Source organism: Rhodonellum sp. (genome assembly GCF_030656585.1).
Lineage (GTDB): Bacteria > Bacteroidota > Bacteroidia > Cytophagales > Cyclobacteriaceae > Rhodonellum > Rhodonellum psychrophilum.
Map to the genome: position 1 here is coordinate 1 of NZ_JAUSPP010000080.1, position 18,073 is coordinate 18,073.

The window sequence follows — 18,073 nt, forward strand, 5'->3', positions numbered from 1 at the left end:
AGAAAGATATCAGCCTGGGAATTTAGACCAATACCAAAAAGAAATGAAAGAGCGAATGATTGCATCAATTAAAAAAAAGATGAAATCACTGAATATGTCAGCCGATGAATTAAATACTGCCCTATCATAAGTTAGATGGAATATGCAATAGGTTTCCAAATGGGATTGAAACTGAAAGAAAATCAAATACTTGAGATAATAATTTATCACACCTAAAAGACGGAGTCATTAATAGTCAAAACGAATTGATTTTCTGTCAATTACAATATTGATTTGGTATTGCTTAAAATGGGTTTAATCCAAAGCCAACCAGATCCAAGCCCTTTTTCAGCCAAAATAAAACGTTCTGTTCTCTTTATTTTCAAATTGTTATCCATAAAAAGCCCAAATATTGCGCTTCAGCTGTTATCTTGCTTTTTTAAATTTCATTGTTGCCAGAAAACAATTGGTCATTTCTTCATTATTTCCCAAGTGAATTTTAAAGTTGAGAATTGTTATTTTTGATCTAACGCAAAAGCAATGTCACAAAACAAACTGATTCCTGACCTGAACTGTGACCTTGGGGAAGGCATGGGAAATGATGCATTGTTGATGCCTTTTCTAGGCAGCTGCAGCATCGCTTGCGGAGGCCACGTCGGAAATGGAGAGAGCATGCTGCAAAGCCTTTTGTTGGCAAAGGAACTTGGTGTAAAAGTAGGTGCGCACCCCTCCTTTCCCGACAAAATCAATTTTGGAAGGGTTCTGATCCAGATCGAGGAAGAGGAATTGTACCAATCCTTGCTGGATCAAATCAAAGAATTCAAATTTATTTGTGATGGGCTGAAAATGAAAATGTACCATATCAAAGCCCACGGAGCATTGTATAACCATGCTGCAAAAGATCCAAAAACCGCTGCCCTTATGGTCCGTTTAATAAAAGACAATTTCCCTGATTCCTATTTATACTGTCCACCTAAATCCGAGATTTTTGCAAGGGCCGTAAAAGAGAACCTCAACATCAAAGTGGAATTGTTTGCGGATAGGACTTATCAAGAGGATTTTTCTTTATTGCCCAGATCCTTGCCAAATGCATTGCTGACAAATCCGAAAGAGGTATTGAATCAGGTAAAAAACATCGTCAATTTAGGGAAAGTTAGAAGCAACACAGGAAAATTCATCCCCGCTCAAGGAGATACTTTGTGCATTCATGGAGACAATCCAAATGCCCTTGAAATTTTAAAAAGCATCACTGAAGAATTTGACAGCTAAGCTATGGAAAAAACTTTTTTCATTGTTCATCCAAAACTTATAGAGATCTCCTGGCCCGCCAAAATTTCCAAGGATATATTGTTCGAGCAACTGGCATGGAAGGATTTTTTGGAGAAGCATTATGGCAAAAAACTGGAAGAGGCAAGATTGGGTTTCAACACCCTGTCCTTAGCATTTCTAGACAAAACCCACCTATACGAGTGGGATATTGTATTTCACCACCTGCTTTCCATCAAGGCCGATGATAATACCTATCAAGGCAGTTGTTGGATTGTGCCGGTTTGTTATGAAAAACCATTTGCAAAGGATCTGTCATTTGTGGCCGAAAACCATAATATGACGGAAAACCAAGTCATTCAATTGCATTCTGAAAGACCCTATTTGCTGCATTTTTATGGTTTTTTGCCAGGATTTATGTATCTGGGCGGACTTAATGAAGGGCTTTACACGCCTAGAAAATCCAGTCCTGACAGGATGATCAAGGCAGGATCCGTCGCCATCGGAGGCGAGCAAACCGGGATTTATCCCTGCGAAAGCCCCGGTGGCTGGCAAGTTATCGGAAGAAGCCCCTTGTCTTTTTTTGATATTGGACAGAAAATCCCCACCAAACCCCAGATCGGAGATGAGGTGAAATTTGAGCCCATTTCGGTCGAAAAATTTAAATTTTTGCAAGAGCAAGTTCCAAATCCACATTACGAATGGCAGCATGATTAAGGAACCCGGACAAATAACTTTTTTCCAACCAGGGATTTTGACTACCGTCCAAGATCAGGGACGGAAGATGATGTCCCATTTTGGCATCCCTTACGCCGGTGCCATGGATCAATTTTCCTATTTCAAAGCCAATCAAATCCTTTCGAATCAAGAAGGATCCGCTTGTTTGGAAATGACGCTGATGGGTCCGGAAATGGGATTTGAATCGGAAACTCAAATCGTATTCACAGGTGCTACTGCGGTGATTACACAAAACGGCGTGGAAGTGCCCATGGGTAAAATCCTTCAAATCAAGGCTGGAGACAGAGTCAAAGTGATCAGATTTGAAAAAGGCCAATGGCTCTATATGGGGATCAAAGGGGGGATTGAATCAGAATTGATCGGTGGTAGCAGAAGCTTTTATGATGGAATTACCAGAAAGTCTAAAATTTCCAAAGGAGACAAACTTTTTTACCTCAGTGATCCAAAACCCTTTGTTCCCGTTAATTCCTATGCCAAAATCAAAGCCGATTGGTTTGGGACCGACACGATACAGGTTTTCAAGGGACCGGAATGGAGATTCTTGACCAAGAGTCAGCAGGAGATTCTGACCCAAAAGCCCTTTACCCTGTCCAAATTGCAAAACAGAATGGGTATTCACCTCAATGAAGCGGTCATCAACACACTTTCGGAAATTCTTACCGCTCCTGTTTACCCCGGAACAGTCCAACTCACTCCTTCTGGAAAACCCATTGTCTTGATGCGGGATGCCCAGGTGACGGGAGGCTATCCGCGGATTCTTCATGTCTGCGACAGTTCGCTCAATGTTTTGTCCCAAAAAAGACCCGGAGAAAAAATCGTATTTTCCCTAATATAAAAAAAACCAAGTGTGTTTGGGCCCCTTTACACTCCCCTACCTGAATGAAAATCCAATTTTTCATGCGCCGAATTTCGATGAATTGCACCTCGAGGGAACCCTGTTCACTGTAAAAAATCCTTTTGCCATGGTAAGGGCAAAAGAAAGCCTAAAGTGAAGCCCCCAAGCACATTCAAATGAGAGCAGAAATCTGAGCAAATATCTTCGTGGATGTTTTAAAACACCAGCCTCAATCTCTATATTAAGGTTTTCAATTTCAATAAACCTAAAAACATGAACACATCTTTAGAGCAGCAGATACAGAATCAAGGAATGCCCATCAATGAAGTCAAAGCACAAATCAAAAATTTTGAGGAAGGTTTTCCATTTTTACCCATTGTCTCGGCCGCGACGATTGGTAATGGCATCAAATCCTTGACAGATTCTGAAATTAAGCATTTCCAAGATCGCTATCCGGCCAAAGCTGCAGGAAAAGCGATTGTCAAATTTGTACCTGCAAGTGGTGCAGCATCAAGAATGTTTAAGGACCTGTTTTCATTTCTGGAAGGCGATGGAGATCTTTCCAAAAGCCCTTTCACGCAGAAGTTCATTGACAACATCCAAAAATTTGCCTTTTTCAGAGACTTGGACCTGAGCCTCCAAAAATCAGATTCAAGCATCAAAAAGGCTTTGTCCCTAAAGGATTACAAACAGATCGTCGCGCACTTGCTCAATGACGAAGGTTTGGGATATGGAAACCTTCCCAAAGGACTCCTGAAATTCCATCATTATCCAGATCATGATCGCAGCCCAACTTATGAGCATTTTGTGGAAGGTGTCCTGTATGGTCTGGGAAAAGACAATACGGTCCGTTTACATTTTACCGTTTCTCCAGAACACGAAGAAAAATTCAAAGCTGAAGTGGCCGAAATCCAACCCAAACTGGAAAAGGAATACGGAGTGAAATTCGAAGTCAAATACTCCCAGCAAAAAAAATCAACAGATACCATCGCCGTCAACATGGACAATAGCCCATTTTTGGAAGAGGATGGAAGCATACTTTTTCGACCCGCAGGTCATGGAGCCTTACTTGAAAACCTCAACGAAATAGATGGGGACTTGATTTTCATCAAAAACATTGACAATGTCGTGCCTGATCGCTTGAAAGGTACTACCAAAGATTATAAAATTGCCATTGGCGGACTATTGATGGAAATCCAGGGGGAGGTTTTTGAAGCCTTGACAAAACTGGAAGACGCCATAGACCAAGAATCAGTGTCTTTTGCGGAAAATGTATTTGGCGATATGATGGGTGGGAAAATCCCTTCACATTATTCTGCCATGCCAGTCGAAGAAAAAGGACGATATCTCCAGAACAAACTTGACAGGCCGATTAGGGTATGTGGCATGGTGAAAAATACAGGTGAACCCGGTGGTGGTCCTTTTTGGATCCAAGAGGATGACCTCTCTCTCTCCCTTCAAATCGCCGAAACTGCGCAAATCAATACAGACGAACCCAATCAAAAAGAAATTTTTCAATCCTCAACACATTTCAATCCAGTGGATTTGGTGTGTGCAACAAAAGATTACCGGGGAAATAAATTTGATTTGCTCAAGTTTAGGGACATGAGGACAGGTTTCATCACTGAAAAGTCAAAAAGTGGCCGAGATCTTAAAGCACAGGAGCTCCCTGGACTTTGGAACGGGGCAATGGCTGGCTGGAATACGGTTTTTGTAGAAGTGCCCTTGATCACCTTCAATCCAGTGAAAACGGTGAATGATCTCTTAAGAGACGAGCATCAGTAAAAAAAAGGGGACAACTGAATCAGTTGTCCCCTTTTTTAAAAAATGTTGTGTTGATTATTTGTGTCCCAAAAGGTAAAACACTCCCAATTGGAAACCTCTGTTTTTAGAAGTTGTGTTGGTGTTTTCATTGATGTTGCTCAAACCAAGATTGTATCTTGCATCAACACCAAAACCTGATGGCGTATGTACATAACTACCACCAAAACCCAAACCAAAATCGATTGACTTGTAATCGTCTTTGAAGTCTACAGAGTTGTTGTTGGTCTTGTATTTTGCACCCAACAAGAATCCAACTTGAGGACCAGCTTGCAATCTGAATCCGTTGTCAAACATGTATTGCAAAAGAACTGGAACATTGATATAATCCAAGTTAATTTTTGTTTCTACACCACCGTTCATGAATTTTGCACCCTGACCTGAGTACATGATTTCTGGCTGCAATGCAAATTGATTGGCCAAGTGAATATGACCCAATAGGCCCAGATGAATACCCGCTTTGGTATCAAAACTGTTACCAGCACCCAAATCCAAATTGTAAAGATTCAAGCCACCCTTGATACCAATGTTGGCATGTTGTGCACTTACAGTTCCAGTCATTAAAACCAATGACGTCAATACGATTAAATAAAATTTCATAATAAATATTAGTTTGGATAATTAATTTTTGCCGTTAACCTTTCGGCATTTTTAACAGCGTGCAAATGTCTGCTTTATCTCCCACGGAGTTCTTACACAAGAAAATAAATTAGTTACATAATTCACATATTTTAACATTTGGGTTAAATTTTCCAATTTCAATATTTTTAAACCCGTTTGATGCATTCCCAATTCAACCCCGCTATAATTGCCTTATAATCAGTCTTTTTTTGCTGTTTTTGACCTCATAATATCGGTACTATACCTTAATAAACTCTGATTTTTTTGCAGTTTAACACCTTTTAGGAACCGGAATACATGTTTCCATCTCACTTGCTTCTAGTTAGAAGCTTTACGTTACTTTTTCGGTGTCTAAGCATTCAGGCAAAACCCGTTTTATCCATTAGGAACTCAATTCGACATTACAATTAACTAATTTTCGTTTAGTTGTTGTTTTTTTGACTTCACCCTATTGGCATCAGGAATTAGTCTCCCATTAGTCTGATTTTCCTGCAGTTTCGATCTTATTTGGAAACGGAATGCATAATTCGGATTAAAAAGTCAAAGGAGCCAAATTACCAAGTTAGTAATTAAAACCTATTCAAGGTAAATACCTTGTTATTTAAGAACAAATGCATGGTTTTGGCTATATTTTCCAGTATATTTAGTTGTATCATTTGGGTCAATCATCCCTTTTAAACGATTTTGTTATGAAATCCAAATCCATCCCATCCAACAAAAAGACCTCTTCCCCTTCCCCTTCCTTCTCAGATAAAAAAAATGTGCCCGTCAGCAAGCCATTCAAGGACATGCGCAGTGAAAGCAATGTGCTTTCTGGAATCGGTCAAATGGCAAACATGGGAGCTCAATCGCTTCAAATGAAAGGCTTTGAAAATTTGATCAATGCCAATCCTCTTGTCCAAAAAGCAAGAATCCAAATGGAAATGGAACCCTTGCAGGGTAAGTTTGATACTGTCCAAAGAATGGAGCTAGAGGAAGAGGAACCCTTGCAGGGAATGTTCGATTCTGCGCAAAGAATAGAGTTAGAGGAAGAAGAGCCCTTGCAGGGTAAGTTTGATACTGTTCAAAGAATGGGGCTAGAGGAAGAAGAACCCTTGCAGGGAATGTTCGATACTGCGCAAAGAATAGAGCTAGAGGAAGAAGAGCCCTTGCAGGGAATGTTCGATTCTGCGCAAAGAATGGAAGAGGAAGAACTTCAGATGAAGCCCATTTCGGTCCAAAAAAAAGAGAACAAAACAGGTCTGCCAGACAATCTAAAAAATGGAGTTGAAAATCTTTCCGGTCACTCCCTTGATGATGTGAATGTGCATTATAATTCCTCCGAACCAGCTGAAATACAAGCCCATGCCTATGCAAAAGGTACAGATATCCATTTGGCTCCAGGACAGGAGAAGCATTTGCCGCATGAAGCCTGGCATGTTGTCCAACAGAAACAAGGTAGGGTTAAGCCCACCCTTCAGTTGAAAGAAGGCATCCATATCAACGACGATGCAGGATTGGAGAAAGAAGCGGATGTGATGGGCGCTAAATCCATTCAGATGAAATCCGAGCATCTAAACACGATGGAAACCGCAAATAAAAGAGGGATAAAAAACATCATTGTCCAGCGGGTAAAGGTTGGTGGGGATGGCGCGGGAATCATTTTTATTGCAGCGAGATACTTTAATGAGGCATTTAAAGAAGCTGTTGTTGTTCTCGAGCAATTAAAGGAATCTGGAGTTGATTTCGATTCCGTGGATAAAATCGTAGAGAAGGTCCACGAAGATCCAACCGTAGCCAATTTGATGGGAGCTGTCAATGTAAAGAAGGAACTTGCGAGTGCAAAGTCAAAAGAAAGAGAGGCCTCCAAAGTGCTGATGGATTATGGCCATGGTGTTCAGGTTAAAGAATTTGATATTGAAAATGGCACTTGGCAGTCGATTCCGGGCAGGGAGAATGGGGACTTCGAATTGTTGGTGAACATCCCAAGCTATGATACTACCTTCAGTTTCCACGTTCATCCCCCAAAATTCTCGGGTCAAAGACCTATCGCAGGTGAAATAATGAGGAATGGCAAAATGACAAAAACACAAACCCCTAATGATATCATTGATTTCATCATGTCCAAAAAACAGAAGCCGAAATCCTGGTGATTGGATGCTCCATTTTTAAAGAGCGAAAAGGCCCATGGTAGGATAATTCCCCCAAGGACCTGATTTCGATAAGGATCGTTCTCATTTCTACCCTGTACATTTTTTGATCACGGCAAATCCCTGACCTCATATTCCTTACTCATTTTTATTTTTTGGTAGATCATCCCAAAAACAAAACCAAAGAAAATAATCAAGAACAAAACCAAAATGGGAACCTCATCACTTCCTGCCCCAAAATATGGGAAATCAATTTGAAAATACAGATAGGCCAAAAACAGCAATAAAGTCAAAACCAAAGAAATGAAAGTAACAGTTTGGAAACGGCCCTTCCAAGGCCAATCCGATCCCTTTTTCATTATTTTCCAAAAAGTAAATAGCGAAAGTAAAACAAATAGGCAAAACATTACCAAAGTCGCTATCCCATGAAATTGCGCATAGGCATTCCAGCGGGTATAGATGCACAAGCATTGGGTTTCGGAATCCAAATACTTGTATTTTCCTCGGTCTATTTCGATATCCCTATATTTTCCTTGGTTCACTCCAGATGTATTTCCAAAAGTAGAATCCCTATCATCACTTTCGAACAATTCCGATAATTTAACTATAAATGGCTTGAAATATTCTTTATTGTTGCGATCAAAAATATTTGAAGTATGCAAATCAAGCATGGGCTGGATGGATTTTCGTTGATCATCGGTAAGAAGAGTAGAATCTCTTTTGTACTGATCATACCGGCCCGATAAAATCTTGAACGCATCTATCAGACAATATTTTTCACTATCCTTGATAGAATCCCAATCCTCCCTGTAAGGATCTCCCAAATAAATATCATTTGGTGCTGCCCACATCAAATCACTTAAATAAACCAACAAATAATCGAAAAATGATGCTCTCTTTTTCTTTTCACTTTCAGTCACTTTCCTTTCTGAAATCTTCACGGAATCCACGTCAATAAGCGCAGCACCCAAAGCATCCCAAAGATCGAAATAACCGTCATCGCAACCCAAATCCCAAATAGCGACTCCACCTAGGGATTGCTCGAGGGCATAGTTGTACTTTTGGTAAAGGCTGTTTCCGTCCTCAAACCAAATTTTTCGCATTTGGCCATCATCGAAATAATTATAATAAGGGGAAAGCTGTTCGGGATCAAACCCATAGACTGAACCCTCAAAAAAATCTCCAGACTTCCTAAAATCCTTTTGAATATCCATAAACTTATGGTATTTCCCCTTCCCGATCGCTGGACTGTCACCAAAAAAATCCGGTACCCGCCAGCTGATCCCCAAATAGGTCAGGGTCAAAACCAGTTTAGATGGAATCACTTTTCCATTGGTATAAAAATCCAAGGTGGAAGAGATGGAACCAGTAGACTGTCCCTCCGGAGAAAACAAAGGGCTCGGAGCCCTCGGGAAGAGACTGTGCGAGACCGTCAATTCATTGGTCTGCACCATAAAAAAGTCAACATATTTATTCAGCTGATCAAAGTCATACGTATTGGCCCTCTTCCTATCTTTCGACTCGCCGATAGCCGGTAGCGTAATTGTCACCAAAAAAGTCTCACTCTCCTTCATAAACGAGCTTTTTAAATTTGCGATAAATGCGGAAAACTGATCCTTCTCCCCTGGCGACAAGTCTGTGAAAAAAATATTGATGCCCTTGATAGGAATTGATTTCTGCAATTCTTTTATCCGATTGATCAACAAATTCTGAGCGGATTGACTCCTTAGAAAAGTTTGAATTTCAGGGTTTGATTTACTGTAAACAGACAAAGAGAAAGCTACATTGCCTCCCGCAGCCCGCTTGAAAAAACTCCCCTTTCTTAAAGTTTCAAGATCTTCAGGTTTTTGGTTTTCCCCATTTGGACCCAATGCATACCCATGATAAATAATATCGGTTAGATAATTATAATTAAAGTTTTCATAAGCATCCTTTACCCATGAATTGTACCAGCCAAAAACCCTTGTTTTTGCGGTCAAACATTTTTGGTAGGTGACGAAAGTACTGTCGTTGATTTGGTACACCTGGGGAAAAGAACTCCCTATCCCACACTTGAATTCGATATTTTTTATTTCTTTTAGTTTTTTTAGAATTTCATTCCGCTGTTCAATGCTTTCTTTTTTGGATTCGTCCGCCAAGCTTTGCAAAACCAGACCAATCTGATTTTGAATGGAATCGATCACTTGCCTAGGTGCTTTTGATTTCAAATCACTCAATATCCCTTTGATATTTTCCTGAATGTCCTGGTTCTCTTTCTTGGTGAGCTCATAATTTGTGGTGAGATCCAATAGTTCTTTCGTGATGTTGTTGACTGTAGTCGAGTCCACGCGCAAGTCTCCGTAATTGGCAATCTGACGAATCAATTTCAGTATTCTTTCCTTCTTATTCTCCCTCAATCTGAAGGGTTGAACCAATTGATTCAAAAACCCTTCTCTCGTCTTTGTTGATTTTTCAATAGAATCCCCAACCACGACGATACGCGTGGGACCAACCTGACCAAATGCCACGTACGGGGAAAACCAAAAAAACCCCAAAAGGACGATTTGGATGATCAAAGGCTTACTTTTTCCTATTTTTTTCACGTTCCGTAATAATGATTTTTGGATCTCCATATTGTTTAGCGCCAGGTGATTTGAAGTGGTTTTTCCATCCATGGCAGTTTTACCATTTTGAAATTCCATGAAATGGAATCCAACAAAACGTCCACCCCTTTTGAATCTACCTTCAAGCTTGTTTGGGTATTTTCAAATTTCAAGACCCCTTCTCTCTGGATGAAAGTCTCTTGCATGGCTTGAATGGAGGAATTTTTGAGCTTTTCCCAGTTATTAAGCATGCCATTGAGCAGACTATTGATCAGCGTTGATTCTTCCTCTGTCAGCATACTTTCCTGCTCCAAATGGACATTGGCAGGAAGGCCCACCAATAATTTGTTCAATACAAGCTCATATTCGGGAAATTCCATGTGTCCAAAAGCCATGTACTGAAGCAGATAAACTGCCTTGTTTTGGGCTTTTTCATCTACAAATTGATTCTTATCCAATAAGCCAAGCCTTCCAAAGAGCATCGTAAGAAAGGGCCAAGCCAATATCAATCCGGCATTGCCAATCCTTACCTGATCACCTACTTCACCTTTATTTTCAGGTTGAACTGCCAACGTCTTTCTGTCTAAACCAAATTCCAAAACAAATGCTGGCGGAAGGACAGCATCGGGTTCTTTTTTCTCGGATCGGAGATAAATCGCCTGAAAAACACCCTTCCAATTATAAATCGCATATTTCCTTTTGATAAAAATCAAAAATGCCACATGGAATTTCTCTGTGTAGCTTATTGATCCAATGCTATAATATTGAAGGGAAAATTCAAAAACCATTTTCCTCCATTTGACAGCATTCAAATTGCCAAAATACATGAATTTAGAAAGCATCAGTAATCCAAGGACTTGCTTTTTGATTCTCGGATCTTCCTTGAAGAATTTTTGGCTAAGCACCTTATCTTCTTGGTGATAAATGGTAGTATCCAACAGGCTTTTGTCTGTTTGGTAGGAAAAAATCCAGGTCTCTTTATCCATGTTCTTGAAAAGTGAAACCGTGGAAACATCCAGTTTTGGCGATAGGAATCCGGACTTGGATTCAGTCTTCATCTCTGACTTTGAGTGGTGTGAAAGCTTGGAAGTATATTTTACAAAGAATTTTTGAATTGGACGAAATGTATCCTTTTTACCCAATTCAGCGACAATTTCCCCCATTTCGGATAGGGAAAACACCTCACTAACCTTGTCCAGGAATCCAGTATCCATGAACAACAAACCTAGACTTTCCTCTTGGGATTGGCTGAGTGGCAGCTTGTTTTGTCCCAAATCCAATAAAATATTGCATATGGTTTTAAATCTGGACCACCAGGGTAAATACCCTCTTGATACCCAAAAATGAAGGTCCGAAATCGGATGGTAACCCGGGGTTTTATCTTTCTGGAAAACATTGAATCCTCTCTTTTGCATGGATCCGTCTGCGTCCAGTTCCCTTATCATCCACTGCTCGGATTCTTCCAATGGTTTCTCCAACATAGGAAAATCTGAAATCTCAATCTTCAAAGCCATCAAAACCGGTTTCCCAATTTTGGAATCCTTTAATAAGTCAAACAACCCTTTGGGAAAGTCAGAGATCGTATCCAAAACACCGAATTTGAGAAAGGAATGAATACTGGCCTCAAAAACAGCCTTCAGCCAATTGCTGTCAAACCTGGATGACCTGAGCAATTTACCCGGCAATTCAAGAAGGCGGTTCACATTGTCAATTCGCTTGATATCGTTGCCGTAAAAAATGGAAGTGATTTCTTGAGGGGAGAACATCGTACTCAATTTATCCAATTCCTTTTCACCTAACTCAATCCTTGCCAAGTAAAAGCGAAGTCGTTTAGGATCCGGTTTATTGGTCCGTAAAATACTAACCAACACATCAAAGCTGTTATTCAGAACTGTGTGATGATCCGTGATCCCATTTTTTGGGAAACCATCCATTCCCTCAACTCCCGGAATATTTTTTGAGATTTCGGCCCACTCTTTCTTGGATAAGTGCTTTTTGAAATGAAAAACTATTTCATGGGTCATCCCCTTGTTATTCCTTATAAAATCAATCAAAGGTTCAGGATGTACCAAATGTTGGGCAAATATCTTTTTTAAGGACATTTCAATAGGGTAGGCTTGTCCCGTTCTATAGGTAACATCCGTCCTCAAGTAATCGGCAAATTGTCTCAATTCCCTTCTTTGAATTTCATGTATGGAAGATTTTACGGCAGTGAAATCTTCCTCTGAGTTTTTTGCTACTTTAAAAAGTCTTTCCAAAACATACTTTGATTGAAGCAAAGCTTTGCGGATTCCGCTCCTTTCGTCCCTTGTCTCGAAGGAAAAGTTTTTTTTCTTTATTTTGGTTATTTGGCCTGCAAATAAAGGGAAAGGCTGTTCCCATATCTTCTTGTACCAAAACAAATCCCTAGACAATTTCCCTATTTTGAGACCCAAGCTAGGATCCAAGGAATCCAGAAATCCGATGAATTCTGAAAGATGAGCATCCAAAGTGGCGAAGTCCCTCTTGCTTTTATCCGGCGAATCCCCAACATTGGCAATCCATGACAAATGATATTTGGCTTGATAAAACTTGAAAACTGATGATTTTCGGTTTCCCTTTCCCAAAATCAATGCAGACAAAAGGTTCTTTCTAAATGCAACAGTTGCCAAAACCGATTGGGTTGCGGGAACCGAATGGTCATCCACCTCCAAAAAATCAAAAATCAAATGCTCAAATTGTTTGTTCAGATAGTTCAAAAATAGCGCTTGGTTTTTTCTGTTTATCAGTTGATTCAACCTGTACAACAACTCAGATGGGTCGACCGCATCCTCAATCAGTTTTGAGATCAAAACCTCCCCTTCTTGCAACAAATCTTCAAAAATACGCCTGATGTCTTGCTTTCCCAAGTCCTGCTGGGATGGGGATAAAATACCTGACACAAGATAATGGCGGATGATTTTGTTTTTTATCTGTTTTTCATCAATGCCAAGTCCACCGGTTGATTTCATTTCAAACTTCCCGTCCTGCCATCTGACGTCTGAATCAATTGCACTTTGAGTGATTTCTTTCGAAAGAATGGCTTTTGAATGTCCGACTATTTCATTTTCGCCAAATTCTTCAAGCGCTTTGATGAGTGTACCCGTCGCGGGTTTAACCTTCAGCGCAGATCTTACCAGGAGTCCAAACCAAAATCCCATCGGATTGGCTTTTGATCCTGACTCCGTGATGGCCCAAACGCCTTCCTTTAGCAGGACCCGCAACTCATTTTCTTCCGAGAAGCCACTTAGACCAATCCTTTCCGAGGTAAAAAATCGCTGAATCATCTCCTTTATCTGAGCAGATGCCTGGCCGGATAACAATTGGATCAAATTGTAAAGACCTTTGATTTTCAGGTTATCAAGGATATTGGTACCACCGCTTTCCCGAATAAAAAACAAACTGATTTTTTCTCTTTCCACTGGGGAAACCTGATATTTAAAAGCCTCCCAGGTATTGTTGTTGAGCAATTTCAGCCAGCTGATTTCCGGTGCTGGTGTGGGAACTTCAAAATCATCCCTTACCATCTGATTCTGGTTTTGGATTGCTTTCAGCACATTTCCCAAATGTCTGGAGGATAACGTGTCTTTTTCGAGGATTTCCAATGCCTTCACCATCTGGTTGATCAAAGATCCAAAATCCATATTATAATGTGCGGCAGTCTGTTTGAGTATTCTTTCGGAAAATTTTAGTTTGTTAAAACTGCCACCGGTATCCTCCAAGTTAAACCGGAGAATGAATAAATTAATGGATTTTTCGAGCCCAAATGGTTTTGATTTGAACACTTTTTCCTCCTGAAGTGCATTTAGCATTTCACCACGGTACTCCAAAATCCAAGTGGCCTCATTAGGTCTCAATACACCCAACAGTTTGTCAAAATTCTCCAAAGGCAATCCAAAAGCAATTCTTTTTGTAAACTCCAAATTTCTTGCATTTTGGATCATCATCCTGGATATCCCAAGTGGATTGGAGAGCAATAGTTTTTCCATGGAATCGATCAGTTCCAATTTCTTTTCGTACCAATAAGGAAAATAGCCTTTAAGAAAATAAAAAGTCAAGGCTTCAAGATCAAGATCTTGATCTCGACTCATATCGTTGGATTTTCTTTGTTTCAAGAAATCAAATTGATCTTCCATCGCTTTGGAGAGTGCTTTTTCCATCGCTTCCCTAATCATGGGACCCAATCTTGTCAAAAGATCCTCCTCATTTATCTGACCCAAATCAATCTCCAAACGCTCCATCTCTATGGAAACGGCTTCCGGGGAGACAGCCGTGATGGCTTTGTCCATTTCTGGCAACAGATGAAGGCCAAAGATTTGCTCCAAAACATTGTTACAGCGGTTGGCTTGGGCTTTGCCCTGATAGCGAAACTGTATAGTTGATTTTTGGATGATATTGGATCGCATACTCATTTTCTTGCTCCCCCCTTCCAGCCAACAATCAAATTGTGTATTGCCAAGGAAGATTTGACAAATTCTTCTTCATTGGCCTTTGATCCAACTTTTTTGAGCCCCAACCAATCAGAATACGCTGCTTCGAAAACCTCCATTTCCTGAAATCCCAACCAATATAATTCTACCCGAAGGTGAGCGGGAATGCGCTCCCTGACCAAACTTTCAAAATAGTCCCTGAAATTGTTGTCCTGAAATCTGGCAGGCCAATCCGGAAGACAAATACTGATTTTTTGGTCAAAAAAATCTTCTGAAAAAACAGTCCCTGTACTCTGTTTTCTGTTGAGGACTACCCTCCTTTGTCGAAAATTCTTTCCTTGAATTGTGCCTTTCAATCGGATCATTTCGACCTCCGACAAGCCAAGATTCCCTTTTTCCTCGTCGGTCCCGACCATCAACATGGACAGCTCCCTATTGCTTTGGACAAGGGATTCAAATTCTTGCTCATTGAAAGTCTCTCCTTCCTCCAATGTATAAATGGCCAAAACCTGTCGTAAACTATTTTTCAACACCACTGACTTTTCTTCACGGAAATAGAATGCTCTTTCCTTTCCAAAGTGGTAAAATTCTGCCAGCAGGGTACATCTTTCCTCTTCGGTTTTTGCCCATTCGGACTGAAAGGTTTTTTTCCCTTCATGGTCCACGACATAAAAACCCAACAGACATTTATCCAAAAAATCCTTCAAGAGAATATGATCGATCAAGTAAAACCCCTCCGCATCCAAGTTGGATTGCCGGAAATAGTGGATGGTTTCTGAGATTTTTCGGATGGCTTCCGATTCATTGGGTGCTTTCAACAGACCGACCCATGTATTGGGTTCTTTTTGGAAAATCACCTCCACAGAATCGGTTTTGGATTTTATCTTGGAAAGCATATACTTTCTGAAATCCACTGCATTTTTCATCAGTCTTTTCAAACCAATTGGACCAAAATGGATATTCGGAATCCCCCTTTCTATCTTTTGGGTGATGGCCCATTTTTTTTCAGATTCCGTGATCAATCTAAATCCTTCCAAAAAATCATGCTGTTTCACTTTGGGATTTTGGTAGTCATAGTCAGTATCTGTGAAGATCTCCCCTTCCCTTTTGGTGATCATCTTTGAAACCAAAGGGCTATTTTTCTTCTCAATGCCTGTTTTGACAAGCAGAATCTGCTCAATGCCCGAAAGCCCCTCAAATGAATACTTCTCTTGGTCAAAAAATTCTCCTTTGTTTTGGTAATAATTGATGTTTTCCAGTCCGATCAGAAAAGAGGATTTCCGCTTGAGCAATACCTTTCGGAACTCTGTTTCATTTGGGATCAAATTCAGCTTCAAGGCAATCAAAAAAGGCAGATCATCGATTTTTTCTCCAAACCTGGCCAAAAGATGATCAAATAGCCTGTTTTTTCGGTCAAGAAATTCAGATTCGCTTTCACTGGTGTAGGGATTGGAATCAAAACCTATATTGACATCAACAGATCCGGAATCGCTTTTTGTTTTTATTTCCAAATCCTTATATCCGACCACAGAGGTCAGTCTTTGGGAATGGTAAGTGGTTGACTTTTCTTGATAAGAGATACTGAAAATATTGTTGAGATTGGCGAGCTGGGCCAGGTGATTGGCCATGTGCTGTTCGAAAAATACCAAATAGGCACGAAGTTGCATCACCATCGCCTTTCTACCATCGGTTTCCCGTGTTGAAATTCCCTCTTTACCAATCCCATAAATCAAGGGAAACTGATGCTGGATGGAACTGTACTTTCCTGGATTTCGGAAATTTCCTTTTAAGTTTTTTTCAAAATAGTCTTCTTGATAATGATCCAATTGGTAGCTCCGGAAGTTTTTTGACCACAATTCAAGCAGCAGGTTGTTCACCTTGTTTTTGTCTGTCCTCATTGGGTTTCCGTTGGAAAAAATCCTGATGGTCCTAAAAACCCCATCCTCCGAATCGTCAATGTTCAAATTGACATAGGTACCTGGCTTGATCTTTAAAAATTTCCTTTCAGGCTGGGAATCAATTTTGATTTCCCAACACTTTTCCACTCCGGAAACACTGGTAAAAATCTTCTGAAAATGCTCCAAATGCAATTCGTATTTTCTGTCTTTAAGAGCCGAATCCTTGATAAAACCAGAGTTTAACCTTGGACCGGAAAAGATATCGCTCATGTCCATTTTCTCCCCCTTCAATTCCTCAAAACTCGAAAAAGCAACCGGATGGTAAAGAAATTTCTCGAGACCAAAGAGGATCGCTGCCAGGATTTGGTCAGGATCTTCGTCGCGATGGATATTGATATTGGCTTCCAACTTGAATGGTTGTGATTTCAGAAGCGTAATTTCACCAAAATATTCGCCTAAATTCCTGTGACGATTGAGGAAAGTACGCAAGCTTTTTAGGAAATCATTTTCCAGGTTTGGATCCTTCCGAAGTTGTTTTTGAAAAGCCAGTGAAGGAAGAATTTCAAGATTGTTCAGACCACAGAGTCCCTCCTCCCTGTCGTATGGCATGACCGGATTGATCCATACATTCTGGATTTGCCAGAAGCCATCGATCAGCAATTTCCTGAAGTCATTGGAAGTGACGGGATGCCTGCTGAATACCATACGTGGTGAAGAAAACCCGTTGTTTTTGGCATCAATGGGATTATCCTTTGAGGTCGTCAGCAGCTCCTCCACATCATAGGCCGAGCGGTAAGCCAAATCGGTAAGCGCAAAGCAGAGTTGCTCCAAGATTGTCAGTCCGGGATCATGGGCATTATAATCTGTCCAAATCCCACCACTGAGTTGTTGCACGTAATGCAGCCCTTTGTTTTTCAAATAATTGAAATCCATACTGCCTTTCAACGGCTCATTTTTGGAAAACCCTTTTGTACTGTCAGCCATCATCCCTCTTCCAGGTTAAAGCTATTGTCCCATAACTTTGAAATCTTGTAATTGATCTTTGCCTCTTTGCCATAATTGCTCCATGTCTTCATTTGGAGTTTGTATTCAAAAGTATCCCCCTGCCAGCGACAAGTGATTCTATTCCACCAAAAACCATAATAGGCACAGGTTTTCGAGATTTTGGAATGGGATTTTCCAAAAGTACTGATGGCAGTGGCGTGCATCAGGGCATATTTCCCTTTATTTTTTTGGCCTGCCAATGCCATTATTTCGAATGCATTGCAACCTTTAAGATTTACGAGAATGTCGTGCCACTGCCCGTCTGCGGGTATATTACCCTCTTTAAATGTCCCCATCCTTCCCTGGGAGGCGATGATGCCTTGGACTTCGAGTTTCTGTTTTGGCAGCAAGGTCCCTATCCCAACCTTCCCTCCTTGTTCAAAGAAAATGGTGGGCCATTCGTTTTTATCTTCCTTGATGATTAAGCCTTTGCTTTCCCCGGTCTTGCTGACAATGACCCAAGAAGCCTTTTTATCCTTGATGTAATCATAAAAACTCAGCAATTTCTGTTCATCACCAGCGGGGAACACCATCAATCCATCGGTTTCATTTTTGTTGATTCCGTCCTCTGCTTTGTTGAACATGGAATCAATTAAGATCGCAAAATGATTCTCCGTGGGAAGCATCCCCTTTTTGAAGAACTTTTTCAGTTGCTCCCTATTATTGATGATGATTTTGTTTTGACGGTCAATTTCTTCCATATTGGATGTTT

General features: G+C 40.5%; 10 protein-coding genes. 5 read left to right on the forward strand and 5 right to left on the reverse strand.

Annotated elements, in window-relative coordinates; all coding sequences use genetic code 11:
- Window positions 1-519: 519 nt before the first annotated feature.
- From Q7J63_RS19275 to Q7J63_RS19290, 4 genes are all read left to right on the forward strand, one after another.
- On the forward strand, window positions 520-1,248 hold the full coding sequence (locus Q7J63_RS19275) for a LamB/YcsF family protein (RefSeq protein ID WP_304888588.1): 729 nt from the start codon (window positions 520-522) through the stop codon (window positions 1,246-1,248).
- Between the two features lie 3 nt (window positions 1,249-1,251).
- Complete coding sequence (pxpB, locus tag Q7J63_RS19280; protein WP_019600203.1) at window positions 1,252-1,962, forward strand: 5-oxoprolinase subunit PxpB; 711 nt, start codon at window positions 1,252-1,254, stop codon at window positions 1,960-1,962.
- Window positions 1,963-1,999: 37 nt separating this feature from the next.
- On the forward strand, window positions 2,000-2,818 hold the full coding sequence (locus Q7J63_RS19285) for a biotin-dependent carboxyltransferase family protein (RefSeq protein ID WP_304888591.1): 819 nt from the start codon (window positions 2,000-2,002) through the stop codon (window positions 2,816-2,818).
- Between the two features lie 273 nt (window positions 2,819-3,091).
- The gene (locus Q7J63_RS19290) at window positions 3,092-4,603 is read left to right on the forward strand and encodes a DUF4301 family protein (protein ID WP_304888593.1); all 1,512 of its coding nucleotides are present in this window, start codon (window positions 3,092-3,094) and stop codon (window positions 4,601-4,603) included.
- A 54-nt stretch (window positions 4,604-4,657) separates the two neighbouring features.
- Here the strand turns inward: Q7J63_RS19290 and Q7J63_RS19295 are convergent, their stop codons facing one another.
- Entirely contained in the window at window positions 4,658-5,239 is a 582-nt protein-coding gene (locus Q7J63_RS19295; RefSeq protein ID WP_304888595.1) for a porin family protein, read from the reverse strand.
- A 710-nt stretch (window positions 5,240-5,949) separates the two neighbouring features.
- Here Q7J63_RS19295 and Q7J63_RS19300 point away from each other — a divergent pair.
- Entirely contained in the window at window positions 5,950-7,392 is a 1,443-nt protein-coding gene (locus Q7J63_RS19300) for a DUF4157 domain-containing protein (protein ID WP_304888597.1), read from the forward strand.
- A gap of 107 nt (window positions 7,393-7,499) precedes the next feature.
- Here Q7J63_RS19300 and Q7J63_RS19305 read toward each other — a convergent pair whose 3' ends face one another.
- The 4 genes from Q7J63_RS19305 to Q7J63_RS19320 are packed head-to-tail and all read right to left on the reverse strand — an operon-like array spanning window position 7,500 to window position 18,062.
- Window positions 7,500-10,043, reverse strand: coding sequence for a glycosyl hydrolase family 18 protein (locus tag Q7J63_RS19305; RefSeq protein ID WP_304888599.1), 2,544 nt, complete (start codon window positions 10,041-10,043; stop codon window positions 7,500-7,502).
- Window positions 10,007-14,401 (reverse strand): contractile injection system tape measure protein, encoded by a 4,395-nt coding sequence (locus Q7J63_RS19310; protein ID WP_304888601.1) that lies wholly within the window; start codon window positions 14,399-14,401, stop codon window positions 10,007-10,009. Before Q7J63_RS19310 ends, Q7J63_RS19305 begins: the two co-directional genes overlap by 37 nt.
- Complete coding sequence (locus Q7J63_RS19315; protein ID WP_304888603.1) at window positions 14,398-17,304, reverse strand: hypothetical protein; 2,907 nt, start codon at window positions 17,302-17,304, stop codon at window positions 14,398-14,400. The genes Q7J63_RS19310 and Q7J63_RS19315 overlap by 4 nt, the downstream gene beginning before the upstream one ends.
- On the reverse strand, window positions 17,301-18,062 hold the full coding sequence (locus Q7J63_RS19320) for a hypothetical protein (RefSeq protein WP_019600213.1): 762 nt from the start codon (window positions 18,060-18,062) through the stop codon (window positions 17,301-17,303). The genes Q7J63_RS19315 and Q7J63_RS19320 overlap by 4 nt, the downstream gene beginning before the upstream one ends.
- Window positions 18,063-18,073 lie beyond the last annotated feature (11 nt).